The sequence below is a fragment of the Sphaerochaeta sp. UBA5836 genome (assembly GCF_002432845.1).
In the GTDB taxonomy this organism is placed as follows: Bacteria; Spirochaetota; Spirochaetia; order Sphaerochaetales; family Sphaerochaetaceae; genus Sphaerochaeta.
Window position 1 is genome coordinate 3,937 of the sequence record NZ_DJGW01000002.1, and the last position, 675, is coordinate 4,611.

The 675-nt window shown below is 53.5% G+C and carries 1 protein-coding gene; it reads right to left on the reverse strand.

From position 1 onward, the window contains the following. Positions 1-216: 216 nt before the first annotated feature. A partial coding sequence (locus tag B3F49_RS00045) for an ADP-ribosylglycohydrolase family protein (RefSeq protein ID WP_293908439.1) occupies positions 217-675 on the reverse strand: 459 nt, incomplete at its 5' end.

A 675-nucleotide genomic window follows, 5' to 3' on the forward strand; every position in this document is an offset into this window, starting at 1 on the left:
TGGTCATCCAGCTGATGAGCATGGGAGGGGATAATGAGACCGGTTGGAACTATATGAGCAATTTTGTAGAGAATCTGGAAGGGAAGGATGCATACAAGGGGGGATCGATGCATCGGTGGTCCTGATCACCTTTGTGGTTACTCTGATGAACGCTTCCTCCTTGAGAGGCCGACAAGCAAGGCAACCAGTTGTACAAGAGTGACAAGCCTCTGAATCTTATTGGAAGATACCCATCACCGGCAGCTCCAACAGCGCCGTGGTCCACACCTCGGCTTGCTTGGCTAGCGGCTCTTCACCATAGATGAACAGCCGCTTGATGCAGGCTGTCGGCTTCAGAGCTTCCCTCCAACGCAGCGGGATTCCCTCTACGCCGCAGAAGGCTCCCGCCAAAGCTCCATAGATGGCTGCATTGGTATCGGCATCGCCAGCGCGCATGGTAAGGTCGACCATCCCCTCTTCAAAGCTTTTTGCGTGCAGAACAGTATAGAAGGCAAGCTGGAAAGCGATGAGAACCCACCCCTTGAGACTTCCATCAATCCCCTCGGGTGGTGCATTTTTTGCATTACTCAGGGCAACCAACACCTCTTTTTCAGTCACATAGGAAGGAGCCGTCTCAACAAGGTAGGAGTAAACCTCTTGGGCGCTCCACCCTTTGCAGATGGCAAGGCTGAGGGC